The sequence below is a fragment of the Verrucomicrobiia bacterium genome (assembly GCA_019634635.1).
Lineage (GTDB): Bacteria > Verrucomicrobiota > Verrucomicrobiia > Limisphaerales > UBA9464 > UBA9464.
The window spans coordinates 66176-92358 of record JAHCBB010000019.1 but is presented as its reverse complement, the minus strand read 5'-3'; the positions used below and the strand labels follow the sequence as shown (position 1 = coordinate 92358).

General features: G+C 65.5%; 12 protein-coding genes. 3 read left to right on the top strand and 9 right to left on the bottom strand.

Translation table 11 applies throughout. The features are described from left to right. Positions 1-223: 223 nt before the first annotated feature. Together KF791_13595 and KF791_13590 are read left to right on the top strand one after the other, a co-directional pair. Positions 224-3169 carry a DUF1549 domain-containing protein gene (locus KF791_13595; GenBank protein MBX3733615.1) on the top strand — a complete coding sequence of 982 codons (2946 nt, stop codon included), beginning with the start codon at positions 224-226 and terminating at the stop codon, positions 3167-3169. A gap of 7 nt (positions 3170-3176) precedes the next feature. Next, entirely contained in the window at positions 3177-4592 is a 1416-nt protein-coding gene (locus KF791_13590) for a DUF1501 domain-containing protein (GenBank protein ID MBX3733614.1), read from the top strand. A gap of 44 nt (positions 4593-4636) precedes the next feature. Here the strand turns inward: KF791_13590 and KF791_13585 are convergent, their stop codons facing one another. The 8 genes from KF791_13585 to argJ form a co-directional block, all read right to left on the bottom strand. Continuing rightward, positions 4637-7816 (bottom strand): multidrug efflux RND transporter permease subunit, encoded by a 3180-nt coding sequence (locus KF791_13585; GenBank protein MBX3733613.1) that lies wholly within the window; start codon positions 7814-7816, stop codon positions 4637-4639. A 42-nt stretch (positions 7817-7858) separates the two neighbouring features. After that, entirely contained in the window at positions 7859-9037 is a 1179-nt protein-coding gene (locus KF791_13580) for an efflux RND transporter periplasmic adaptor subunit (protein MBX3733612.1), read from the bottom strand. Between the two features lie 3 nt (positions 9038-9040). Continuing rightward, the gene (locus KF791_13575) at positions 9041-9367 is read right to left on the bottom strand and encodes a hypothetical protein (GenBank protein ID MBX3733611.1); all 327 of its coding nucleotides are present in this window, start codon (positions 9365-9367) and stop codon (positions 9041-9043) included. Positions 9368-9441: 74 nt separating this feature from the next. After that, a complete protein-coding gene (locus tag KF791_13570) occupies positions 9442-10044 on the bottom strand; it encodes a TetR/AcrR family transcriptional regulator (GenBank protein ID MBX3733610.1) in 603 nt (200 codons plus the stop codon). A 211-nt stretch (positions 10045-10255) separates the two neighbouring features. Continuing rightward, on the bottom strand, positions 10256-10684 hold the full coding sequence (locus tag KF791_13565) for a type II toxin-antitoxin system VapC family toxin (protein ID MBX3733609.1): 429 nt from the start codon (positions 10682-10684) through the stop codon (positions 10256-10258). Between the two features lie 69 nt (positions 10685-10753). Further along, positions 10754-10987 (bottom strand): type II toxin-antitoxin system prevent-host-death family antitoxin, encoded by a 234-nt coding sequence (locus KF791_13560; protein ID MBX3733608.1) that lies wholly within the window; start codon positions 10985-10987, stop codon positions 10754-10756. Between the two features lie 249 nt (positions 10988-11236). Next, a complete protein-coding gene (gene argB / locus KF791_13555) occupies positions 11237-12112 on the bottom strand; it encodes an acetylglutamate kinase (protein MBX3733607.1) in 876 nt (291 codons plus the stop codon). Positions 12113-12117: 5 nt separating this feature from the next. Further along, the gene (gene argJ, locus KF791_13550) at positions 12118-13506 is read right to left on the bottom strand and encodes a bifunctional glutamate N-acetyltransferase/amino-acid acetyltransferase ArgJ (GenBank protein ID MBX3733606.1); all 1389 of its coding nucleotides are present in this window, start codon (positions 13504-13506) and stop codon (positions 12118-12120) included. 98 nt (positions 13507-13604) lie between these two features. On the opposite strand from argJ, the gene KF791_13545 reads away from it, so the two are divergent. Continuing rightward, positions 13605-23546, top strand: a complete 9942-nt coding sequence (locus KF791_13545) for a lamin tail domain-containing protein (GenBank protein ID MBX3733605.1) — start codon at positions 13605-13607, stop codon at positions 23544-23546. 19 nt (positions 23547-23565) lie between these two features. Here KF791_13545 and KF791_13540 read toward each other — a convergent pair whose 3' ends face one another. After that, positions 23566-26103, bottom strand: coding sequence for a carboxypeptidase regulatory-like domain-containing protein (locus KF791_13540; protein ID MBX3733604.1), 2538 nt, complete (start codon positions 26101-26103; stop codon positions 23566-23568). Between the last annotated feature and the right edge of the window lie 80 nt (positions 26104-26183).

The window sequence follows — 26183 nt, the reverse complement described above, 5'->3', positions numbered from 1 at the left end:
TTGTCTCCTGAGGAAGTGGTTCCGGTCAGCGACGTGGTTTCGGATGGATGGAGGACCGTGACGGTCCGAGACCGGTTGCCCGTGAATGCAGGAGCCCAGCGCTTCCTCCTCGTGGAAATCCTTGAAGCCGCTGATGACGCAAGGTAGTCCGAATCCTCCGCCCCCCCAGTGTGATCTCGCTTCCTGACGGAGCCTCACGGCATGCTGGCGCTGCGCGATTACGATGAACCGTTGGTGTTTGATTCTCGGGTTGGTGTGGGCGGCATGCGGGAAGTCCATGGCAACGGAGGCGGTGGAGGCGGCGCACTGGGCCTTCCGCCCCGTTCAGATCCCCGCTCCGCCTTTGGTGACCAATACGACCTGGTGCCGGAATCCTTTGGATCGGTTCCTGCTCGCGACCTGGGAGGCCGCGGGCCAGACACCTGTTCCCAGGGCAGGCCGGCGGACACTGATCCGGCGTGCGACCTATGGTCTCACCGGAATGCCGCCCACCGCCGGGGCGGTCGAGGCTTTCGAGGCGGATCCTGCCCCGGATGCATTTCCACGATTGGTGGAGGGACTGCTGAGCTCTCCACGCTACGGGGAGCATTGGGGACGCCACTGGCTGGATGTCGTGCGCTATGCCGATACGGCCGGTGAAACCGCAGATTTCCCGGTGCCAGACGCCTGGCGGTATCGCAACTACGTCATCCACGCCTTCAATGCCGACAAGCCCTACGACGAATTTCTTCGTGAGCAGATTGCGGGTGACCTTCTCGCGCGCCATGGGGACCGCGAGCGCTATGCCGAACGGGTCACTGCCACCGGATTCATTGCCGTTTCCCGGCGCTTCGGATTCGACTCCGAGAATTATCACCATCTCACAATTCAGGACACCATTGACACCGTCGGCCAGACGTTCCTCGGACTGACTCTGGGCTGCGCCCGCTGCCATGCGCACAAGTATGATCCGGTCTCCATGACCGATTACTACGCGCTCTACGGCATCTTTGAGAGTACGCGATACGCGTTCCCCGGCTCGGAGCAGAAGCAGAAGCACCGGGCGCTCGCCCCTCTGGTGCCTCCACAGGAGTCCGCGTTGTTGTGGGAGGCCTACGAGCAGCGAATCGCCCGGCTGGCAGCAACTCTCGAGCGTGCCGGACAGGTCGTTCCGGGCGGCATCCTGCGCTCGCTGCAGGCGCTGGACGGCGACTTCGAGATGCAGGCACCCGCGGCGGGCGGGAGCAAGGGCGTCCTGGTATCGCCCTGGACTTCCGAGGGGCCGATCGCGGTGCTGGCGGACGCCCAAAGTCCGTTCAGGAATCTCCACCCCGCCGGTCGCGTCGGCGTGCGCCTGACCGGGGGCACAAACCGATACCGAATGGCGCAATCCTTGAGGCCACTCGGCCTCAACACGGAAGACGGGTCGTTGTTTGTAAACCTCGACGCACGGGTCGGGACCCGCGATCCGTCCGCCACCGGCTGGCATGGCTTCTGGCTCGGGTCCGCATCCGGCGCCAAGGCGTTCGAAATTCTGATCTCGCAGGATTCCCTCGCGGTGCGTACCGGCCCCATTATGGAGTTCGTCCGGGTCCCGCCCCCGGGCCAGTGGTTCAACATGCAGTTCACGATCCGTCCGGAGGCCGGGACCGTCTCCGGAGTTGTGGGACGACCCGGGGACACCGTCGCGTTTGGTCCACGTTCCCTCTCACCGGACTGGGACGGCGCCATGGACTGGGTGGCGATCGAGTCTGCGGAGCCGTTGGGCGTGCCGCCGCCGTCATTGTGCGTGGACAACCTTGCCGTGCAAAGAGTTCCCATCGCTGCGGTGTCCACAACGGTGCCGGCACTGGCTGAACTTCACCCGCGCCCGACTGCCGCCGAACTCGAGGAGCGATTGAAGCAACTGGCCACCCTGGAGGAAGGTTCGGACGCGGCGAATGCAGCGTCGCCGCCCGATTCCCGGGTGGGCCAGCGAGAGGTTTCGACCTTTGGGGCCCGGCGCGCCGAGGTTGCGGCGCTTCGGGCGGAATTGGCGAACGTGCACCAGCAGGCTGGAGAGGCACGACGTGAGCTGGAGACACTGCTGGCGGAGGGGCCCTTCTCCATGACCTATGCCGTCAGCGACGGCACCCCGCGCAATGCACGCTTGCAAGTCCGCGGAGATCCGGACCGTCCGGGTGAAGAGGTGCCCCGCGGATTGTTGACGGCGCTTGGCGGCGGCCCCTTGCCGGCGTCCGCCCTCGGCAGCGGGCGCCTCGAACTGGCAAACTGGCTGGCCAGCCCGGCCCACCCGCTGACCGCGCGGGTCATGGTGAACCGGATCTGGTTGTCGCACTTTGGACAGGGGCTGGTCCGAACACCAAACGACTTCGGTTTCCGCGGCCAGGCACCGGAAATTCCCGGGCTGCTGGACTTTCTGGCCAGCGAGTTCATCCGATCAGGCTGGTCGGTCAAGGCCATGCACCGGTTGATCATGGGCAGCGCAGGGTATCAGATGTGCGGAGTCGAGGCGGATGGCTCCGCGTCACCCGCCTGCGCGACCGTGGAGTATCCGGACCCCCTTCCGGCCGGTCGGCGCGCCGGCGCGGCTGCAAGACCTGAGGGCAGGTATCCCCAAACGATGGTGTATCCCCGGCGTCGCTTGAGCGCAGAGGAACTGCGGGACTCCGTTCTTTGGGCCGGTGGGACGCTTGATGAAACCCCCGGCGCGGGTCACCCGTTCCCGAGCCCCATCACCTGGAGCTACACGCAACACGGCCCCTTCAGTGCGGAGTACGCGCACAACAGGCGGAGCGTCTACCTGATGACCCGGCGCCTTCAACGGCACCCGTTCCTCGCACTGTTTGACGGGCCCGATCCGAATGCCAGCACCCCGGATCGCCGTCCGACCACCGTGCCCACCCAGGCGCTCTATTTCTTAAATGATCCGTTCGTCCATGAAGCCGCCGACCAGCTTGCCGGCACCATTGCCGCCGGGAACCCTGAGGCCGCCGCCCGGATCCAATGGGTGTACCGGCGGGTGCTGGGACGCAATCCCACCACGAACGAATCCGCTGAAGGTCTGGGGTTCCTGGAGCGGTACGAGGACGAACTGGCTGGAGTGGGTGCGGAGGCACCGGGACATCGCCCGCTGGCGGCGTTCATCCGGGTCGTCCTTGGCAGCAACGAGTTCCTGACCGTGGAGTGAGCCGGACATGACCCTGCCCCGCCCATTCGATCCACAACGTCGCGGCTTCCTGCGTTCCCTGGTCGGCGGTTCGACGCTGTTTCCGGGAGTGGTTTCACGAATGCTTGCCGAAGAGTCCTTGCGAACGGAAGCGCCCGATCCGCTGGCACCCCGCGCACCCCATTTTGAGCCGAAGGCAAAGCGGGTGATCTTTCTTTACATGAGCGGCGGGGTGTCTCATGTGGATTCGTGGGATCCCAAACCGCGGCTGTTTGCCGATGCGGGACGGACGGTTTCAGTGGACGAATTCCAGGGGCGCAAGGGGGAATTCGCGATGTACCTCACAAGACCCCAATGGGAATTCATCCGCCACGGTCGCTGCGGCACCGAAGTGAGCGGCCTGTTCCCGGAAATGGCCCGGTGCGTGGACGATCTCTGCGTCGTCCGGTCCATGGTTTCCGACCACACGAATCACTACGAAGCCACACTGGGACTTCATACCGGGTCCTTCACGTTTGCACGCCCCAGCCTTGGGGCATGGGTGAGCTACGGCCTGGGCACCGAGAACCGGAATCTGCCTTCCTTCATGGTGATCGCCCCCAGAACACCCTATGCGGGAGGCCAGATTTGGGCCGGAGACTTCCTGCCCGGGGCGCACCAGGGGACGTTGGTGGTGCCCGGAGCGGAACCGGTCGCCAACCTGCGGCGGCGGGTGGCGAGCGAACGACTGCAGGCCATGGAGCTCGAGGCCCTGGCGGCCATCAACGAGCGGCACCGCATGCCCCGGGCAGGGGATCCGCTGCTCGACGCCCGGATCCGCTCGTTCGAGACCGCCTTCGGCATGCAGCTGGAATTGCCGGAAGTGTTCGACCTCACGCAGGAGAACGATGCAACGCTGGCCCTGTACGGACTGCCCCGCGGCAGCACCCAGGGCTTTGCCTGGCAGTGTCTCGTCGCGCGACGCCTGGCCGAACGCGGGGTGCGCTTCATCGAGCTGATTGACGTGGGATCCTCCGACAACTGGGACGCCCACGGAGACATGATGACGCATGCCCCTCTCGCCAGGAACGTGGACCGGGCGACGGCCGGGCTGCTGCGGGACCTCAGGCAGCGGGGTCTCCTGGACGAGACGCTCGTGGTCTGGACCACCGAGTTCGGGCGGACGCCCTTCAACGCCACCGCCGATGCGCGGGGCCGGGAGCACCATCACTGGGTGTTCTCCTCCTGGCTGGCGGGCGCCGGGGTGAACGCCGGGACCGTGTACGGCGAATCCGACGACTACGGCATCCGCCCCGCGCGGCACCCGGTCCATGTCCATGACTTTCACGCCACGATCCTGCACCTCATGGGTCTCGATCACGAACGGCTCACGTTTCGACACACCGGCCGCGACTACCGGTTGACGGACGTCGCCGGGGAGGTGGTGCGCGGGATCCTGGCTTGATCCAGGATCCGTGCACGGCGACCGCGCATAGGAGCCGGTGCGCGTCAGGAGGCGGCGGGCCTCGGATGGCCCGGAACGGTTACCGGTGCCGGGCGTCGAAGGCGGCCGAAGAGGTTCAGGATGACGACGTAAAACACCGGGGTCAGAAACAACCCAAAAAAGGTGACTCCGATCATGCCGGCGAACACCGCGACCCCCATCGCCTGGCGCATCTCGGCGCCCGCACCGGTGGAGACCACCAGCGGAAACACTCCGGCAATAAAGGCGATGCTGGTCATCAGGATCGGACGCAATCGCAGCCGGCACGCCTCCAGCGCGGCCTCGACGACCCCCGACCCGGCATGCTGCTTTTCGCGGGCAAACTCGACGATGAGGATGGCGTTCTTGCAGGCGAGTCCGACGAGAACGATGAGGCCGATCTGGGTGAAGATGTTGTTGTCCCCGCCGCTGAGCATCACGCCCAGCATCGCGCTCAGCAGGCACATGGGCACAATCAGAATGATGACCAGTGGCAGGCTCAGGCTTTCGTATTGCGCGGCCAGGACCAGGAAGACCAGCAGCACGCACAGCGGGAAGACCAGGAAGGCGGTGTTCCCGGCGATTCGCTGCTGGTAGGCAAGTTCCGTCCATTCAAAGGCCATGCCCGGCGGGAGGTTCGCGCGGACCAACCCCTCGATGAAGGACTCCGCCTGTCCCGAGCTGTAGCCCGGTGCCGGGGCACCGTTGATTTCCGCGGCGGGATAGCCGTTGTAACGCATCACACGGTCGGGCCCGGAGCTCTCGCGAATCCGGACCAGCGATCCCATCGGAACCATCTGGCCCGTCTCACTTCGAACCTTCAGTCGCGTGACCTGTTCCGCGGACGCTCGAAACGGGGCGTCCGCCTGGGCGATCACCTGATAGGTGCGCCCGAACCGGTTGAAATCGTTCACATACAGGGACCCGAGGTTCACCTGCATGGTCTCAAACAGGCTGCCCAACGGAACGCCCATGGACTTGGCCTTGATGCGGTTCACGTCGGCTTCGAGCTGGGGAACGTTGATCTGATAGGTGGAATAGACACCCTGGAGCACGTTGGTCGCGTAGGCCTGCCCGATGATTCCCCAGGTGACTCCATACAGGGATTCCGGACCGAGATTGGCCCGGTCCTCGATGAACAGCTTGAAGCCGCCCCCGGTGCTGAGGCCGTTGACCGGTGGCGCGTTGATCACCAGCGTGCGCGCCTCCTGGATTTCCCCGAACAATGTAGCGAGTCGTTCGGCGATGGCCGGCGCCGACAAGTCCGGGGACCGCCGCTCATCAAATGGCTTGAGGCAGATGAACGTGATGCCTGAATTCGGACTTGCGGTGAATCCATTGGGCGACAATCCGGGGAAGGCAACCGAGGCCTCGACCCCCGGCACCGAAAGGGCGAGTTCGGTCATCCGTCGCAGCACCGCGTCGGTGCGATCAAGCGAGGCCGCATCCGGCAGCTGCGCCACGCAGATCAGGTACTGCTTGTCCTGGTCGGGTATGAATCCCGTGGGCACCCGCTGGAAGACGCGCACGCCGAGGAACACGAGACCCGCATAGACCAGCAACGACACCGCGCTCACGCGGATCACCCGGGCGACGCCCGCGGAATACCGGCCCGCCGCCCATGCGAAGAACCGGTTGAACGGCCGGAAGAACCAGCCGAATAATCGGTCCATCCCACGGGTCAATGCGTCCTTCGGCTCCTGGCGTCCGCGCAACAGCACCGCGCACAGGGCCGGAGACAGCGTCAGCGAATTGAACGCGGAGATCACCGTCGAAATGGCAATGGTAATGGCAAACTGCTTGTAAAACTGCCCCGACAGGCCGCTGATGAACGCCGTGGGGATGAACACCGCGCACAACACCAACGCCGTCGCTACAATCGGCCCGGTGACCTCATCCATGGCCTGCCGGGTCGCCTCGAGGGGCGTAAGGCCCAGACCGATGTTTCGCTCCACGTTTTCGACCACCACGATGGCGTCGTCCACCACGATGCCAATGGCGAGCACCAAGCCGAACAGGGACAGTGCATTGATGCTGAATCCCAAGGCCGCCATGACGGCAAAGGTGCCGACCAGCGACACCGGGACGGCCGCCAGCGGAATGAGACTTGCGCGCCAGGTCTGCAGGAACACGATCACCACCAGCACCACCAGGAACACCGCCTCAAACAGGGTGTGGATGACGGCATCAATGGATTTGTCCACAAACACCGTCGGATCATACGCCACAACATAGTCGAGTCCGGGCGGGAATGAGGTCTTGAGGGTTGCCATGGCCTGGCGGACGCTGCGCGACAATTCCAATGCGTTGCTGCCAGGCTGCTGGAAGATCGGGATGGCAACCGCCGACTGATTGTTGAGCTGCGAGCGCAGTGCGAACTCGCCGGCGCCCAACTCGATGCGGGCCACGTCCTTGAGCAGCACCGTCTCCCCGTTGGGCCCACGCTTGATGATGATCTTTCCGAATTCCTCCTCGGTGACGAGACGTCCCCTCGCGTTGATCTGCACCTCGAAGCTCACCGGACCGGATACCGGCTGCTGTCCGACCGCGCCCGCCGCCACCTGCACGTTCTGCTCACGAATCGCCGCCACCACGTCGCCGGCGGTGAGCTGCCGGGCCGCCACCCGGTCCGGATCCAGCCAGACGCGCATGGCATAGTCTCCGGAGCCAAAGACGTGGACCTGCCCCACCCCGGGGACCCTGGCGAGCACGTCCTTGACCTGCAATGTGGCGTAGTTGCGGACGTAGATGTCGTCGTACGTGCCGTCGCTGATCAGGTGGACGACCATGGTGAGGTCCGGAGTGGACTTGATGGTCAGCACCCCCAGGCGGCGGACTTCCTCCGGCAGCTTGGGCAACGCCTGTGAGACGCGGTTCTGCACAAGCACCTGTGCCTGGTCAATGTCGGTCCCCAACTTGAAGGTGACCGTCAGGGTCATCACCCCGTCGCTCGTCGCCTGGGAAAAGATGTAGAGTGAGTTTTCGACGCCGTTGAGCTGTTGCTCCAGGGGTACGGCGACGGTCTCGGAAATCGTGGTGGGGTTGGCTCCGGGATACACGGCGCGGACCACGATTTGCGGTGGGATCACCTCCGGATATTCCGAGACCGGCAGCCGGAACATGGCGAGCAGCCCAACCAGAAAGATCAGGACCGAGAGCACTCCGGCAAAAATCGGCCTCTGGATGAAGAAATGGCTGAATCTCATGGCTGTTGAAACACAACGCCGCCGGAGCGCCGGGCGCGGCAATCAGCGGGACTCGACCGCGGCGGTGGTGACCGCCTCCCGAACGGGCGTCACGGGCATGCCGGGCCGCACCCGCAACAGCCCGTTGACCACCAGCGCGTCGCCGGGCTGCAGGCCGTCTCGAACCACCCGCCGACCACCGATCAGGGCGCCAAGCCGCACCGGGCGGTAGGCCACGGTATTGGACGACGTCAGCGTGAAGACAAACCGCTGGTTCTGATCCGTCCCGATCGCGGATTCCGGGACGAGCACGGCGGCGTTTCGGGCGCTCCCGGGAAGGCGAACCCGGGCGAACAGCCCGGGCAACAACAGGCCGTCCGGATTCGGATACTGCGTGCGGACCAGGATGCTTCCGGTCGCGGCCTCCAGCCGGTTGTCAAGCGATTCAATGAAGCCCTTGTGAGGAAAGCCCGTCTCGTTCGCGAGTCCCATCTCCACCACCACCCGGCCTGCCCGGTTGGTCTCCAAAACCCCATCCCGCAACAAGGCGCGGAATCGGAGCAGGGCCGCCTCGTCCACATCGCTGTAGGCAAACATCGGATCCACGCTGACCACCGTGGTCAGCAGGGTGGTGAAACCGTCCACACCGCTGACATTGTTGCCCACGGTCACCAGCGCGCGGCTGACCCGTCCGTCAATCGGAGACTTCACCGCACAGTATTCAAGATCCAGTCGGGCGATCTCCAATGCGGCTTCTGCGGACTGCAGGGCTGCCTGAGCGTCCGTGTGGGCCCATCGGCGCTGATCCGCTTCCTCGATCGAAATCGCCTTCGTTTCAAACAACTGCTCCGCGCGCCTCGCCTCGCGTTCAGTGATCTCCACCCGCACCCGGGCCCGCCGCACGTCCGCTTCGGCCCGATCATGGACCGCCTGCTTCGGCCGCGGATCAATGATGCACAACACATCGCCCTTCCGGACGAGCTCTCCGGGGCGAAATCGGACCTCGGTGAGATACCCGGAAACCCTGGGACGTATCTCGACCACTTCGGGGGCTTCGAGACGCGCGGTGACCTCTTCGTACTCCACGACGTCCTCCAACTCCAAAAAGCGCACCGTGACCGTGGGAGGTGGCGGCTCAGCGGATGTCCTCGCCTCCGCCTCGGGGCTGCAGCCTGCCACCAGGGACAACGTGAGGGCGAGGATCGTGGGAATCAGAAAGACGGACCCAATGGACGCGTTCATCGGCTAGGCGGGGAACGAAATCTCCTGCTGGCGCATCTGTTGCTGACGCACCCACCACTTCCGAAGCGCTGCCACCTTCTCATCGGCAAGCGCTGGAAGGAAAAGGTCCGGCCACGGGGTCAGGCTCGCCAGGGCCTCCGCTTCGCGCAGCGCCGCCATCAGCAAGTCGGCAGGAATCTCACTTCCGTGGGCATCCAGCATTTCCAGCAACCATTGACGGCGAAAGCACGCAATCGCCCGGTCGGTCCGCTGATCGTACCGGTCCGTCGCCAGCTCCGTGAATGTGGCCGGTGTGGCGTCCGGCACTGTGTTCCGCAATCCCGAGTTCATTGAGAAATTGTTGACTGGTCGTCTATCTTCCGCGGGCAAACTGGTTTGAATTCTGATCCTGTCAAAGATTGGCGCTAGGCCGGAACAGCGACGCCCAGCAGCTGCATCATGGTCGGTTCCAGCTCCCGCAAGACACGGAGATCGTTTTGCACCTTGGCCCGGAAAATAAGTCCCAACAGGCACGTGCCCACCGCCCGAGCCGCCGCCGGCACGTCACGAACGACGATCAAACCTTCCCGCCGGGCATCGGCAATGGCGCTTTCAAGGTAGCGCAACCCGCGGTTCAGAAGGTCTTCCGATTTTGCGCGCAGGCGATCGTCCTGGGTGGCAAGCTCTGCCCCCACGTTCGCATACGGACAGCCGCAAACGTGTCCAAACCTCTCGTAAAGAGCATGTTGAGAATCCATCACACTCTGACACCAACGTGAGAGACGCTCCAAGGGCGGCACTTGGGGGGAAAAAATGGCGTCGAGCACCGGCCGCTTTTGATCCCAGTGCGCCTCATACGCGGCGAGGGCAAGATCCGCCTTGGAAGGAAAAAAGTGGTAAAAGCTTCCCTTTTTGACCCCCGCCTGGGAACAGATGTCGTCCACACTCACGCCGCCGTAGCTGCTCGACCAAATGAGGTCGAGTGCCGCGCTCAGCAACCGCTCCCTGGCATCACTGGTCCGTCCCATATTGCCGGCTTAGTTCTTCCCGCCACGCCAGCAGTAACGATTCTGTACCGTTCGGTCAACATATTTCCACCGGAGACTCCGCGGAGATTGCCGTCCGTTGCTCCGCGTTGAGCCGCGGGTCCAAGCCGGTTGGCGAGGCGTGGCCGGGAGTCAAGAGTCATCCGATGCGTGGATTTTGGAACGTCCGCCCATCGCGGCGGGCAAGACGGACTCAAGAAACGCCGGTTCCGGATGGCGGCGGACACGGATCCGAAAGCGGGTACCCCATCAGCGCAGCGGCGTCGCGCATCCGGCGATCGCTGGTGACAAGCGGCCAATCCTGAAGTTGGTCGGCGGTGGCAAGGTGCAGGGCATCCAGGGATCGCAGCGGGACCCGCGGATGCACTCGCTCGATGATCCAGTTTGCGCGGCGCCCGATGGCATCGGTGATTGAGGCGAGGTCGACCACTTCTTCCAGGCAATATCGCTCGAAGCGCTGCCACGCCCGGCGGCGCAGATCAGGAGCAATGGCCTCGCCGCGCTCCTTGGCCATCAGCGCGGCCCAGACCTCGGTGTGGGCGAGCATGGACGAGGAAACCGGCTGACCATCGGTCAGCCGGCCGTAGAACTCGCTGTCCGATTCACGAATCAGCAGCTTCACAAGGATGCAGGAATCCAGATACATGATCCTCGTTGGCCGCCCGGTCTGGCTTGGGAACGGTGATGCCGGCTAATCGCGCCCGTCCCGGTCTGCCCGGAGGACGTCCTCCGCCGGGGGGCCTCCTGAAACCGGCTGAGATCGGAGCCACGCCCAATCCACGCGGAGCGCTTTCCGACGTTCGCGCACAGGTACAAGCCGGGCCTTGGGCAGACCATCGCTGGTGATGATGACCTCATTGCCGAGTACAGCCTCCTCCAGGAGTCGGGACAACTGGTCTTTGGCGGAACGAACGTTGATGGACATGGATGGAGGTTCGGCAAAAGCGGCCTCACGAAGGAGGTCCCCAGCCGGAGTGCTTGGGGGATAACGAAACGGCTTTTTCCTCTTCTTCACTCCGCGGGTGTAGCCTCAAGTGGCATCACCGTCAACACTTTTCTGGCTTCAAGTGGCCTCATGGCGTTCCCTGGGACCGGAAGGATGCGAGCCCGCCGTGGCGGAACGGGGTTCAACAGATCGGAGTGGACGATCGCTCCGGCGGGATTGCGGGACCCTTCACGCAACGACCTCGGTGCCCACACCGGCATCGGTGAAGATTTCCAGCAGCACCGAGTGGGGCACCCGCCCGTCCACGAACTGCACCTTCTCCACACCCGCACGCAACGCCCCGACCGCGCTGTCCACCTTGGGAATCATCCCGGCGTCCACCACCCCGGCCCGCTTGAGTTCGTTGACCTCCGAGGTCCGAAGGTGGGAGATCAGCGATGCCGGATTCTTCGCGTCGCGCAACAGGCCGGGCACATCGCTCATGAATACCAGGCGGCGCGCCCGGAGGGCGATCGCCGTCATTGCGGCCGCGACGTCGGCGTTGCAGTTGTACACCGCGCCATCCTCTCCACGCGCCGTTGGGCTGATCACCGGGGTGAATCCACGGGCGATGCAGTCGAGGAGCGGCGTGGTGTTCACCCGGGTCACCTCTCCCACAAAGCCTGGATCCACGCGCGCTCCATCGGATCCGGTCAGCCACAACTTGCGGCAGGTGAAAATGTCGGCGCCGGCAAACCCCTGGGCCACGCCGCCCAAATGGTTGATGGTGGCCACCACCTCGGGGTTGATCTCCCGGGAAAGCACGCGGTCCACAATCTCGACCATCGCGGCGGTGGTCACCCGCTGGCCCTGCACGAACCGCGTGGGCAGCCCCGACTGCTCCAGGGCCCGGGTGATGGCCTTGCCGCCGCCGTGAACCACGACCGGGTTCACTTCCACGGCCTCCAAGAAAACGATGTCCCGGGCCACCCCCTCGCGAACCGCCGGGTCCGGTGAGTCCATGAATGAGCCCCCATATTTCACCACGAAGGTGGCCCCGGAGAACCGCTGGATGTAAGGCAACGCCTCCAGCAGTGTCTCCGCCTTGGCAATCAGGTCCTGCATGGGTCTCACCCTCCAAGGCTGGCGGGGTCGTTGACATCGCCCTTGTTGTATTCCACGTAGGCCTCCGTCAGGTCCGCCGCGTACATCACCGCCGCACCCCGGCCAAGGTTCAGCCGGATGTGCAGGTCAAATTCACCCGGTGCGACCGCGCGGCACAGGGCGTCGAACGGCACCCGGGTTGGCTGTCCCCGCCGAAGGCTCCAGACCACCCGGCGCAAGCCGGGCTTGCTGTACCCGATGTCCACACGGTTCTCGGCAACGGTGGCCGGACTGTACCCGAGGGCATCCATGATCCGCCCCCAGTTGGGATCGCCGCCGTGCCAGCTCGTCTTGACCAGGGCGCTGTTCGCCACCGATCGCGCCGCGGCGTCGGCCGCGGCGTCGCTGATCGCACCCGACACCCGCACGGTGACCACCCGGTGCACGCCCTCGCCGTCGCGAACGATCTTGAGCGCGAGATCCAGGCAGACCGCGGACAACGCCTCTTGAAAGATGCCCATCTCCCGATCGCGCAGACCCAGCCGCCGGTTGCCCGCCGCCCCTCCGGCAAGAAGCAACACCGTGTCGTTGGTGCTCATGTCGCCGTCCACGGTGATCCGGTTGAAGCTCCGGGCCACGGCCTCCTGCAAAACTCCCCGCAGGGCCCGGGCCTCAATGGCGGCGTCGGTGGTCAGGAACGCCAGCATCGTGGCGTGGAGCGATCTTGGACGGGCCGCCGGACGGGCCCCGTTTGCGCTCATCCCCGGCTGGATCATGCCGGCCCCCTTGCACATGCCCCCGATGCGCACCGTGCGCCCCGCCAGCCGAAACTCGACCGCGCACTCCTTGGGACGCGTGTCGCTGGTGAGGATGGCCTCGGCGGCGTGGGACGCGTGGGCCGCAGAACGCCCCAGCACCGCGGACGCCGCAATGATTCCGCTGCGGACGCGATCCATCGGCAGCGGAACTCCGATCCGGCCCGTGGACGCCACCAGTCCGAGCCCATCGGGAACCCCCAGCACCTCCTCCATCCATCGGGTCATCTTGAGGGCATCCACACTGCCACGCCGCCCGGTACAGGCGTTGGCATTGCCGGAATTCACGACCACCGCCTGGGCCAGTCCCTTGGCAACCCGGGCCACGCAGACCTTCACCGGCGCGGCACACACCTGATTGGTGGTGAACATGCCGGCGACCGCACAGGGGCCGTCCGCCACAAGAAGGGCCAGGTCGCGTTTGGCCCCACGGGCCGACCCCTTGCCGGTGCCCAGCCGTTTGAGATCGCAGAACACGGCCCCCGTGCGAAATCCCGACGCCGCGACAACACCGCCCGCCACCGCCTTGAACTTGCTGCTCACGCGCCGCGATGAACTCACAGGACCGCCCTGATGCAATTCCAAAGGAGGTGTTCGCATCGAATGATCGGTCCTCCGCGGCGCACCGAACCCGAAAGGATGCGTTCTTTGGGGGCGGCAGGGATTCTGCTAGCCTTCGGGTCATCCGACTTATGGGAATGATTGAACGCTCGGCACTGCTCCAGGTCTCCGGGACGGTCACCGGACGCTGCAGACCGGCATCGAACCGGCAGTGGGCCGTCGCGGCGCTGATGGGAATCGTGCTCTGGGTTCCGACCGCGGCCCAGCCCTCGCGAGGCCTCCTCCGTGAGGTCTACACGGGCATCGGCGGCACGGCGGTGCGGGATCTCACCTCCGCGCCCGCCTTTCCCGATTCCGCGAGCAGCATTGATTACGTCTTGGACTTCGAAGCACCGACGGATGTTCTCGACGACTACGGCCAGCGGCTTCGGGGCTACGTGATGCCTCCGGTCTCCGGCAATTATGTGTTTTGGATCGCCTCCGATGACGGCGGGGAGCTGTGGCTTGGAACCGACTCGACGCCAGATTCCCGCCGGCGGATTGCAACGGTGAACGGCTGGACCTCGCCGCGGGAATGGACCCGGGAGCCGAACCAACGCTCGGCACCGGTGCCACTGGAGGCCGGACAGATCTACTACGTTGAGGCCCTGATGAAGGAGGGCGGCGGCGGGGACAATCTGTCGGTTCGTTGGATTCGTCCCGACAGCGTGGACGAGGCTCCAATCCCCGGCGCCCACCTGCTGCCCTGGGGCATCGCCTTGAGAGAACCCGCCGTCGTCCGGGATCCGGTGTCCACTGAAGTCGTCGAAGGAGCGATCGCGCGATTCAACGTGGTCCCCGACCCGATGGGTCCGGCGCGGTTCCAGTGGATGCGCAACCAGTCCGACCTTCCCGGAAAGACGGAATCCACGCTGGAGTATGGTCCGGTTTCCCTGGCGGACCATCAGGCTCGATTTTCCGTGCGGCTCACCAACACGTTCGGCTCGGTGGTTTCGGCCGAGGCGGTGCTCACCGTGGTTCCAGACACAACGCGACCGGTGCTGGTGTCCGTTGAAAATCGCGATGAGCGCACGGTTCAGGTGCGGTTCAGCAAGCCGGTGGCCTCCGCGACGGCCAGCGTGGCGGCACATTTTCAACTCGATGGCAGGGTAACCGTTCACGCGGCGGCCCTGGACCCGGACGGCCTCACCGTCCGTCTGACGGTGTCGCCCCTGACCTTCGGCACGCGGTACACCCTGACGGTCCGAGGGATCACCGACCAGGCGGGAACCCCCAACGAGATCCCGCCGGACTCGCAACTGGCCTTCGTGGCCCTGGAATACGCCCCCGTGGATGTTGGTCGTCCTGCGGTCGGGGGCGGCGTGACCCGGATTGGGCCGGACCGCTACGATGTCACCGGGGGCGGGACGGAGATCGGAGGCAGCCGCGATGAGTTCCAGTTTGCCTCGGAGCTCCGCACCGGCGATTTCGACCTCGAGGCCCGGATCGAGGGGGTCACGATCTCCAATCCGTGGGTGCATGCCGGCCTGATGGCGAGGTCCACACTCGACGAGGGATCGCCGTTTGCCGCGGTGTTCGCCTCGTCCGTGCAGGTGGGGTGCTTCTTCAAGTCCCGGAGCACCGCGGGCGCCTCGGTCGCCACGGTGGCACCGCGCCATGGGTTTCCCGCGAACGATCCCTTCACCTGGCTGCGCCTGAGACGCGCCGGAAACAACTTCTCCGGATTCGCCAGCCTCGATGGCAGGATCTGGACGCCACTGGGCAGCGTGACGCTTCCATTGGCGCCGGCGACCCTGCGCTTCGGACTCGCCGTGGCAAGTCTTGATCCCACAGCGACGGCGACCGCACAGTTCCGCGACATCAGGCCGGTTTCCCACCTCAGCGAGGGCTCGCTTCAACTCGACCGGGAGCCCCCGGGACCCTTCGTTCGATCCTCAGGCATGGTCCTCACGGAACTGATGTATCGCCCACGCGCCGACGGGACCGGACGGGACCTCGCATTCGTTGAGCTCTCCAACGCGGGCTCGATCGTGGAGGACCTTTCGGGAGCGCAGCTCACCGGCGACATCTCGTTCACCTTCCCCGATGGATTCCGCCTGATTGCCGGGGACCACGTGGTGGTTGCTGCAGCACCGGGCGACCTGGAGGAGGCCACAGGGCTGTCCGGGGTCCTGGGTCCGTACAGCGGGCGTCTTCCCCATGGAGGCGGCACGGTGGGCCTGCGGAGCCGCCATGGAGATCAATTGTTCGTGGTACCGTACGGCACTGGGTATCCTTGGGCTGTGGCGGCCAGCGGCGGGGGACACTCCCTGACCCTGGCCCGGCCCAGTTACGGTCCGCGCGACCCCCGGGCGTGGGCGGCAGGCGAAATCATCGGCGGTACGCCGGGACGCCCGGAGGCGGTGCGCCCGGATCCCCTGAAAGCGCTTCACATCAACGAGATTCTGGCCCGCGGCGACGGGACCAACCCGGATTTCGTCGAACTCTTCAATGGCGGCCCTGCCGAACTGGATGTTTCCGGATGCATCCTCACCGACTCCCCGGCCGTCGCCCGTTTCATCATCCCGGCGGGCACGCGCCTTGCCCCGCGGGACCATCTGGTCTTCGACCGGGAGCAACTGGGCTTCGGGTTGAGCGCCTCCGGGGAAGCCGTCTATCTCCTCCACCCGTCCGGCAACCGGGTGCTGGATGCCGTGCGGTTCGGTCCCCAGGAACGGGGCGTGAGCTACGGGCGCCAGCCCGATGGCTCTCCGGTGCTGCGGCGGCTCGCCCGGCCCACACCGGGAGCCGCCAATGCCTCCTGGCGACGCGAGGACCTCGTCATCAGCGAGCTGATGTACCACCCCATTTCCAAGGATGATGCCGATGAGTTTCTCGAGCTGCACAATCGCTCCGACGCCCCGGTGGCCCCAGGCGGCTGGCGGTTTACCGACGGCATTGATTATGAAATCCCGGAGGGAGTGATCATCGAACCGGGCCAGCAACTGGTGGTGGCAAAGGATCCGGAACGACTGCGTCGGGCTCATCCGAATCTCGCCGCCACGGCCGTCGTGGGGCCCTACCGCGGCACCCTCTCCAACCGCGGCGAACGGATTGCCCTGTCGCGCCCGGAGGTGATGTCCGGAGTGCGGGTGTTTGTTGACGTGGCTGAGGTGTCGTATCGCGACGGCGGCGCCTGGGGCGAGTGGGCAGACGGCGGGGGCTCCAGCCTCGAATTGGTGGATGTCAACGCCGACCCGTGGATGGCCTCCAACTGGGCCGATTCGGATGAGACCGCCAAGGGGGAATGGACGGCGGTCTCCTTCACCGGTCGTCTCGACCAGGGCAACAGTTCATTCCAGCCCAACCAGCTACAGATCACCCTGCAGGGCGGCGGGGAGGCGCAGGTGGACGACGTCGAAGTGATGAAGGCGGACACCGGGGAAAACCTCGTCAACAACCCGGGGTTTGAGTCGGGATCCGGTGCCGGGGCCACCGGTTGGACCTTTCAGGGCAATCACGCGACCTCATTTGTGGAGAACACCGGTGCGGCTTCGGGAACACGATGCCTCCACCTGAAAGCGCAGGCCCGGGGCGACACCGGATTCAACCGTGTGCGGGCCGCGCTCCGGCCCGGACTGCGGTCCGGGGACTCCGCAGTCATGGGGGCCAAGGTTCGCTGGGTCCGTGGCTGGCCCGAGGTCCTGTTCCGAATCCGGGGCAACTGGATTGAAATGCCCGTGCGGCTGTCCGTGCCGTCGAACCTTGGCACCCCGGGACGCCCCAACAGCCGTCGTCTGGAAAATGCGGGCCCCGCCATCGCCGAAGTGCGCCACGTGCCGGTGCTGCCAGCGTCCGGGGAGCCCGTGGTGGTCACAGCGCAGGTGGCCGATCCGGATGGCGTCAGCGCGGTGCGACTGGTGGGGAGGCTGGACGGCGGTTCGACGACGCTGAACCTCGTTCTCCGGGATGACGGCACGGGCGGAGATGCCTTCCCCGGGGATGGCATCTACACCGTCACGCTGCCGGGACGCACCGCGGGCACGCTGGCGGCCTTCCGGATCGAGGCCACCGACGGTGCCGGGGCTCCGGCCACGACGCGATTTCCCGCTGCAGCTCCAGCCCGGGAATGCCTGGTGCGCTGGGGGGATCCCGTCCCATTCGGGACCCTGGGCCATTATCACATGTGGAGCACCACGGCGACCGAGAACGCCCGCAACAATTCCTCCGCACTCAACAACCTCTTCCGCGACCTCACCTTCGTGTACGGCAACTCGCGCGCCGTTTACGGCGCCGGGTTCAAGGACAAGGGCAGCCCCTTCAAGGGGGGCGCTGGAGACTGGTTCATCGAGCTCCCCAAGGATGAGCCGATCCTGGACACCGACGAACTGACTCTGGCCTCGACGGGAAACAACGGGAACGACAGCACCAACCTGCGCGAGCAGTTATGCTTCACGATCGCCAGGGACATTGGTGCGGCATCCCTTCACGGGCGCTACGTGCGGCTGTATCGCAACGGCAGTGCCTTCCGGGACGTCATGGAGGACACCGAGGAGCCCAATGGCGAGTACTCGGAACGCTACTTCAGCGATGGGGCGAATCCGGACCTGTACAAGGTGGAGGACTGGTTCGAGTTCCAGGACGACGGAACAAGCTTCAACAACGTGGATGCCACCCTGCAGCGATTCACCACGCCGCCGGGCACCGCCGGAGCGCCCCTGAAGGTCGCACGGTACCGTTGGAACTGGCGCAAACGGGCCGTGCAGGACTCCGCCAACAACTACACGAATCTCCTGGAGTTGGTGGAGGCGGTGAACACGCAGGGTGCCGCTTATGTGGACCGTGTGTTTGGCCTGGTGGATGTGGACCAGTGGATGCGCACGTTTGCCTTCCAGCGCATCGTTGGAAACTGGGACTCCTACGGCATGGCCCGCGGAAAGAACATGTACGCCTACAAGAGGGACGGGATGACATGGAAGCTGTTCTCGTGGGATGTGGACTTCGCGCTGGACCAGGGCGGCAACTCCCCCACGGACGGCCTCTGGGGGGGCGGAGACCCGGTGATCAACACGATGTTCAACAACCCGGCCATCCGAAGGCGTCTCTGGCAGGCCTACCTGGATGCAGTCAACGGACCTCTCGATCCCGCCCGGGCCGCCGCCGAGGCCGGAGCGAGGGCCGAGGCCCTTCGCAACAACGGTATTCGAACCACACCGTTCACCGGGGCCCTGAACTACCTCGCCACCCGTCGCCAGACGATCCTCAATGCCTACCAGGCGGCCGATGTACCGAACCTCGCGATCACCGGTCCCGCCGGTGCGGAGTTCACCACCGGGGAACCAGTCGTCCTCCTCACGGGACGCGCCCCGCTTGCGCTGACCGGCCTGACCGTGAACGGGGTTCCGTACCCGGTGACCTGGACCGGAGTCACGGCCTGGCGCCTGACGGTCCCGCTGACCCAGGCCACCAACGACCTGACCCTAGGGGGTGTGGACCGTTTCGGTCGGTCCATCCCCGGCCACGAAGCAGTCCTCCGTGTGATCTCAACGGCACCGCCGCTCCAACCGCAAGATTTCGTGGTCATCAACGAGATCCAATACCAGCCGGCCGTTCCCGACGCGTCGTTTCTCGAACTGCACAACACATCCGCATCCACACCGTTCGATCTTTCCGGATGCCGTCTGGAGGGTCTCGCGTACACCTTTCCCACTGGTGCGATCCTCCCTCCGGGCGGTTTCCTGGTGCTGGCAAAGAGCCGCGCGTCGTTTGCCACGGCATACGGGGCAACGCTTCCTGTGTATGACGAGTTTCCGGGCAACCTGCGCGCCGGCGGTGAGCGATTGGCCCTCGTGCGTCCCGATGCTGGCGGCGGATCCGCACCGCTGATCATCAACGAGCTCGTGTATGGGAGCCGTCCACCCTGGCCGGTTGAGGCCGCCGGGCTTGGCCCCTCACTGCAGTTGGTGGATCCCCGGCAGGACAATCGGCGTCCGGCCAACTGGGCGGCGACCGCGCCCGGCGCTCCCGGCCAGGTGACCCCGGGCACGGCGAACACCCCCCGACCGGCGCTGCCGCCGATGCCCAACGTTTGGATAAACGAGGTGCTGCCCCAGGGAACCACGGACGGCCTCCAACCCTTTATTGAACTGCACAACGCGGGTCCCATGTCCGTGGACCTCTCCTCGTGCTTTCTTTCCAACGCCACCGACGACTTGACGCGCTGGCCGTTCCCCGCGGGAACGGTGCTCGGAGCCGGACAGTATCTCGTCGTTCTGGCGGACGGCGCGGCGGGACCGTCCGACGACGGGCCCCTTCACACCAGCTTGCGGCTCACCCCGGAACAGGGTGTGGTCATCCTCGCCTGGCGGCGGGACGCCGGGAATGCCCCGGCGGCCCTCGACTTCGTCGAGTATTCCGCCGTGCCCGCGGAGCGGAGCGTGGGCTCGATGCCCGACGCGGATCCGCTGCGACGCCGCCTATTTCAGAGGGTGACACCGGGCCTGCCCAACGATCCCACGGTTCCCGGGCTCGCGGTCACGATCAACGAATTCATGGCGACCAATTCGGGCGCCGTGGCCGATCCCGCGGACGGGCGCTTCGATGACTGGTTCGAACTCTACAACGCGGGTCCGGAAGCGGCGGATCTTTCCGGCTATTACCTGACGGACAATCTCAACCAGTGGAACCAGTTCCGGATCCCTCCAGGTTACGTGATTCCTCCGCTCGGCTTCCGGGTTGTCTGGGCGGATGACGAGGTGGCCCAGAATGCACTGGGCAACGGGGACCTCCACGTCAACTTCCGTCTCGCGGCCGCCGGCGAATCCATCGGCCTGTTTGATCCAAACGGGCAACCCGTGGATGTCATCACCTTCGGCCCCCAGTCGCCCAACGTGTCGGAGGGCCGGTTCCCGGATGGCGGCGCGGGTGATCTCTTCCCGATGGACGCCCCCACCCCAGGCCGCTCCAACCAGGTCGCTGGCGGCAATGTTCCGCCGGTCCTCGATCGAATCGGGGACCTGTCCGTGGACGAAATGGTCCTCCTGCAGTTTACGGCGACAGCCACCGACGCCAACCCAGGGCAGCAACTGACCTTCTCCCTCGATGATGGAGCGCCAGAAGGGGCGTCCATGGACGGACCGACCGGAGTCTTCACCTGGGTACCGACCGAGTCCCAGGGCCCGGGCTCCTACACGCTCACGGTCCGCGTTGCCGACAATGGCACCCCTTCACGCAGCGCCTGGGAGCGCCTGACAGTCCGGGTCTTCGAGGTCAACCGGCCTCCGACCCTTGAGGTGGTGCCACCACAGTCGGCGGACGAGGGCTCGGAACTTAGAGTCACCCTGGCGGCCTCCGATCCGGACATCCCGCCGCAGCGGCTGACGTTCTCCATTCTGAACCCGCCCGAGGGCGCCAGCCTGGATGCCGACACGGGCACCCTGTCCTGGATTCCCACCGAGGAGCAGGGTCCCGGACGCTTCGAACTGACCGTGCGGGTCACCGACGACGGCGAGCCTCCACTCACCGCAGAACGTTCGATTCAAGTCACCGTCAACGAAGCCGATAATGCGCCGGTGATTGAGCAACTCCCGCCGATGACCCTTCTCGAGGGGCAAACCCTGGTGGTGACCAACCGCGCCTGGGATTCCGACCGGCCGCCCAACGAACTCCGGTTCAGCCTGCCGCCCGGCGCTCCGCCCGGAGTGACACTGGACCCCGTCACCGGTGTGCTCGTGTGGGAAACCACCGAGGAGGATGGCCCCAGCAGCCATCTGATTCTGGTCCGCGTGACCCAGATCACCGGATTGCCACTCAGCGACCAGTACCTGCTCGGCGTCACGATCCTGGAAGACAACCAGCCTCCCCGGCTCCAACCCGTCGCCGATGTCGAAATCACGGAAGGGGAACGTGTCGAATTCTTCGTGGTGGCGTCCGATGCCGACCTCCCGGTTCAGGCGCTGACCTTTTCCCTCGATCCAGGCGCGCCGGATGGCGCGGAAATGGACCCGGTTACGGGCCGATTTTCCTGGCAGTCGCCCCCGGATGCCGGTGCAGACCGCTGGGAGGTCACGGTACGGGTGACGGATGACGGGCCTGAAAAGAAGAGTGCAGCCCAAACCTTCCAGATTGCGACGCACCCCGGATTCCAAGTGCTGATCAGCGAATTGATGACTCACCCGGAAACGCCTGGCGCCGCCTACATCGAGATTCTCAACCGATCCGAGCGCACCCCCTGGCCGCTCGGCGGCGTGCGACTGCGCGGCCTGGGATTGGAGTTCACCTTCCCGGACGGCTTCGTGCTGTCCCCGGGTGCCGCGGCCTGTGTGGTGGAGAATTTCGCCGCGTTCCGTTCCGCCCATGGCGAGGGACCGTCAGTTGCCGGGCAATGGACCGGCACGTTGAATCCTGTGGGCGATGTTCTGCGGCTTTGGACGCCGGCGATGGCTGCCTCGGTGGCCGAAATCCTCGATGAAGTCCGGTTTGAGGCGGCCGCACCGTGGCCCGCCGCGGCCCGCGGCGGCGGCACCTCGTTGCAACTGCTGGATGTGCGCCGGGACAACACCCGGGTCGGAAACTGGGCCGCCCCGCAGACCTACGACGGACCGCGCCAGCTGGTCGTCCTGACCAACAGCTGGCGGTACTATCAGGAGGGTCCTCTGCCGGCCTCCTGGAAGGACCCGGATTTTCAGGATGCCGGGTGGCCCGCGGGCCGGGCGCTGCTCTACGTCGAGGACGCCGCATTACCGGCACCAAAAAGCACGCCGCTCCGGCTTGGCCAGAACACCTATTACTTCCGCACGAGTTTTGTCCTTCCGGTGCCTCCGGACGGCACGCGCCTGCAGCTCCGCACCGTGATTGACGACGGGGCCGTGTTCTACCTGAACGGCCGCGAAATCTTTCGGCAGAACATTCCGGCCGGAATTCCCGTGGACTTCAACACACCTGCGTCGCTGGTGGACAACGCCGTGTTGACCGGGCCGTTTGCCCTGCCGGGCACTGGGCTCGTGGCCGGGACCAACGTGCTGGCGGTGGAGGTGCACCAGGTCAACAGCACGAGTTCGGACATCGTCTTCGGCTGCTCACTCGACCTGGATGGCGGCACGGTGGCGCCCCGGACCCCGGGCGCCCCCAACAGTCTCCGCCTGGACCTGCCGGAGTTTCCACCGGTATGGATCTCGGAGGTGCTGCCCCTCAACACCGAAGGGCTCGCGGATGGCAGCGGAATGCGCGAGCCCTGGATTGAGCTGGTCAATCGCGGAGACGATCCGATTCCCTTGGCGGGCTGGTTCCTCAGTGACAATGCGACGGCATGGGACCGCTGGGCATTTCCCAAGGAGGCGGTACTGTCTCCGCGCAGCCACGTGGTCATCTTTGCCGACGGACAACCCTCGAAGTCCACCCCCTCGGAATGGCACACCTCATTTCGATTGGAACCTTCGGGAGGTGTGGTGGTGCTGGCGCGCCCGCAACTGGGAGGGCTCGCGGTCATGGATTATCTGCGCCACTCCGGCCTCCCGCCGAACACCAGTGCCATCCCGGATGCAGACGGAATCGCTGGATCCAGCCGCCCGGCATCCCCCACCCCGGGTGATCCCGACACGCCGAACCGGCCGCCCCGCTTGGCCGCGGTCGCCAGACAGGAAGTGCCAATGGGCCTTCCATGGCGGTTCACCCTGGTCGCCACGGATCCGGATCCCTACCATCGGCTCACCTTCAGTCTTGTTCGCGGACCGGCCGGCATGACGGTCAGCCCGCGCGGGTTCCTCCTCTGGACGCCCGCCCCAAATCAGTTGGGCGTCCAGGACATCACCATTCGGGTCACGGACGACGGTGTGCCGCCGCTCGCTGACGAGGTCACGTTCCAGGCGGCGGTGACCGCTGCCTTGGCGGTGCGGATTGGTGTGGAATGGTTCGGAGATCAGCTCCACCTGGTGTTCAACACCGCCGAGGCACTCCCCCACCGAATCGAGGGGACGCGAAACCTTGCCCACCCGGACTGGAGGCTCCTTCAGGAACTCAACGGAACCGGAGGTCCGGTCCGATGGCCCCTTGCGGACGCCGCCGGCCTGGAGCCGTGGTATTTCCGTGTGGTGGTTCCCTGACCGGAGAGTGGTTGGTGGTTCAGCGTCGGGCTGTTTCGGGGTTCAGTCCTGCGGCAACCAGCGCCGCCCGAACCGTATCCACATCGCGCTTTCCGGTCGGCAGAGGCCACCCCAGCAGGTCACCGTTGGGCTTGAAACCGTCCCCATCCACATCCACAAAAATGGGATTGTTGTACGCGCACGGCCGGAGTCCGGCCTGATCGCTGGTCCCGAATCCCTTCTGCAGGTTGAGTCCCTCTCCAACCGCCACAACGATCAGGTGCGCGTCCTCGCTCAACCGGATCGGTAGCCTGCGGTCAAACCGCACCACCCCGTTCCCGAACCATTCGGGGTGGCTGGCCCGGGTGAAGTTAAGGTCAGGACGCTGCCGTCCATTCACCAGGACCTGAACCCGGTTGATGTCCATCCAGTCGGTGCACTGCACCCGCACGTGGAGGTGAAACATGCCGGGCTGCATCGTGGTGTCGCCGGGTTGGGTGCCATCCTCGCAAGCCACTTGGAGAAATGGACCCGACGTCACGATGCCGCGTCCGGCGCGTGCGTTGCGAACATTCTCCCGCCAGTCAATCCGCGCGGGATCATCACTGGAACTGGGCAGATAGACGCGCCACCCCCCTGCGCCATTGCCGTGAACCGCATGGGCATCCGCGACTGCAGTGGCCCAGAGCCGCGTGCCACGATTGAGCAATTGAAGCCAGATGAATTCCCAGACCTGGCGGACCGACTCCCGGCCGGCGGCACCGCGGACGATCCGCATCGGCGCTTCTGCCAGCAGGTCGTCATTCACAAAATTCTGAGTCTCGAGGGCATCCACCAGGCGGTCGAGTCCGGCAAATCCGCCATCCGGTTCGCCGTCACCGTCCCGGTCATTGAAGTCCTCCGCCAGGTCCGGGTGGTTCAACTGGATCCATCGCAGCGGCTCCCCGCCCTGCCATCCGCGAAGGGTGATTGCCGTGATGCGCGGGTCTCGATTCCACATCGGCGCGCCGTTGTCCTGACGGTGCGGCACCGGCTCAAAGGGAAATGAATTCATATGCTGGCCGGATCCGGTCAACTCGACCCCGGGAACCGTCTTCAGAAACGGGGCCAGACCCAACGCCTCGATGTGGGGCCCCCAGTCAAAGAACCGGTTGTGCTCGGTCGTGGGGGCGAACTCGATGTGCTCGGCAGCCAGGTTGATCAACCGGTCCCGCACGCCACAGGTGTTGTCGCCGCTCTCGGTGGTGTGGTTGTGGTAGTCACAGCTCACCCAGCCCGAGGTGTCCACCAGACGCCGCAGAACTCCGGCGACGGCAACGGTCCCGCCTGGTTCCAGCAGAATCTCCTGTTCGAGATGCCCGAACTCCGGGCCGCGGGTCACCACGATCCGGTAGGCGCCCGGCGGAAGTTGGACCCGGAAGTCGCCCCGTTCGCTGTGATATTGATCCGCACAGCCGTGCGCACGGAGCTTCGGACCAAGATTGGGGGACGGCGTATCGCCGATCCCGAGGAATTGCACCTTGCAGGGGATTGAGGTTTCAAACTCGTCCCGAATGTCAAAACGCGCCATCGCGGCGGCCTCCATTGCGACCTCCACGACGGCCGCCTGGTTCGTTCCAATCGTGACCCGGCGCTTCACTGCCGGACGGCCGATGTCCGACACTTCGACCTCATAAGTGCCGGGAGGCAGCGCCAGGTCAAGGGTGCCGTCGTGATCGGGGTACGCTGGAACACTTCCCGCGCCCCAGGGAATGCGGAACCGTGCGGTGGGAACCGGCTCCCCGGAAGCATCGCGCACCGATGCCTGGAGCCTCCCAACAGGTCCCAGTCGTGCCGCAACCACTCCGGCAGCCTCCGCAGGTGAACGCCCGACGGCCAGGAACCGCACCACTTCCAGTTCTTCCCCGGGCTGCAACACCCACTCCTCACCACGTTTGGGACCATCGGCCACCGGCAGCCACGCGTAAGCGTACCCGGCCCGATCCGCGGGATCCTCGGCATCCGCCCACACGATCCCATCCACTTCTCCGGACGACGCAAACCGGGTCCACCGGTCGTCGAGACGATTGGTCAGGCTCTGCATCCCCTCGTTGCGAACCGTCGAGGCGATCAGGATTCCCTGCATGCCGTCTTCGAGGTGATAGGCATGGCGCTTGTGGAGGCCCTCGTTGCCGGGCGCCGAAACCACCGTCTCAACCACGGCCGCGCCCCCGTCGCCGTGGCGATCCACACGCACATACGAGACCGGGCCCTGCTGGGCGAGCGGCGCGAAGATGACGAGTTGATCGTTGGCGTGCCCGCGGAGCCCGAGGTCATACAGGCAGCCGGGCGTGATGCCATTGGTCCCATAGAACGTGCTCATGTTGGCCCGGCGCAGGGACGCGTTGTGCGAAACGGTCGCCTCCACCAGGTCGTTGCGCAGCACAAAGTCGCCCACGATGCCGTCGGCTTCCTTGCCGCGCGGCAGGAGATGGGTGGCCGCCGGACCGACCTCGACCGCGGTGGCCGCCGCAAGTCGCGCACCGCCAAGAACCGCGGCAATCGCCGCACTGGATCCGGTCCCCAAGAGTCGTTTCATGGTCCACTCCATGGGCCCCGAAACCGGTCCTGAACTCAAGCAACAGTTCTGTGGCGGACACCGCCCCTCACGCAGCCGTG